1 pseudogene is annotated in these 563 nt (G+C 72.6%); it reads right to left on the bottom strand.

Annotated elements, in window-relative coordinates:
- Positions 1-280, bottom strand: a pseudogene (locus HUK84_RS22280) (gamma-glutamyltransferase); the annotation flags it as partial.
- Positions 281-563 lie beyond the last annotated feature (283 nt).

Below are 563 nucleotides of genomic sequence, written 5' to 3'. Positions count from 1 at the left end.
CGTCGGCGGCATTGCCGCCCCGCGCCAGCACGTCGCGCGCGACCAGCGCGGCCTGCGGCTCGTCCGCCACCACATTGCCGATGAATCCGGTCAGGTACGGCGAGGTACTGCCAGTGCCGAACAGCGCATGGCCGAAGGTCTTGACCGTATTGGCCGTCTCGGACGAACACCCGGCCAGCGCGGCCGCCAGCACCGTCGAGACCAGCACGCTCCCTCTGCGACGACGCGGGGCACGGCCCGCGACATTCGGGGCCCGGGGGGTCAGGGGACGCTCACGCACGCAGAAATTCTCCATAGCCACCGTTCGATCCCCGGGCGAACCGCCGGGCCTTCGGGACTTAGCGGTCTTCTGGACCCTCGGCAACAGCACCCCGGAACGGCCCGCACCCTATCCCGCCACCCCGTCCCACCGCCATGGCCGATCGGGCCCGCGCCCTTTCGCCGCCATGCGATCTGCTCTACAGACGGCCGGTATCGGACCCGACCGCCGGAGCACGCCCTTGCCGCCCATTTCTCCCGCCCGCCCGTCCCTCTCGCGCCGCGCCGCGCGGCACGCCGCCGCC

The sequence above is a fragment of the Nguyenibacter vanlangensis genome (genome assembly GCF_013376155.1).
GTDB lineage: Bacteria > Pseudomonadota > Alphaproteobacteria > Acetobacterales > Acetobacteraceae > Gluconacetobacter > Gluconacetobacter vanlangensis.
The sequence above is the reverse complement of the archived record's forward strand: the minus strand, read 5'-3'. Positions and strand labels throughout refer to the sequence as shown.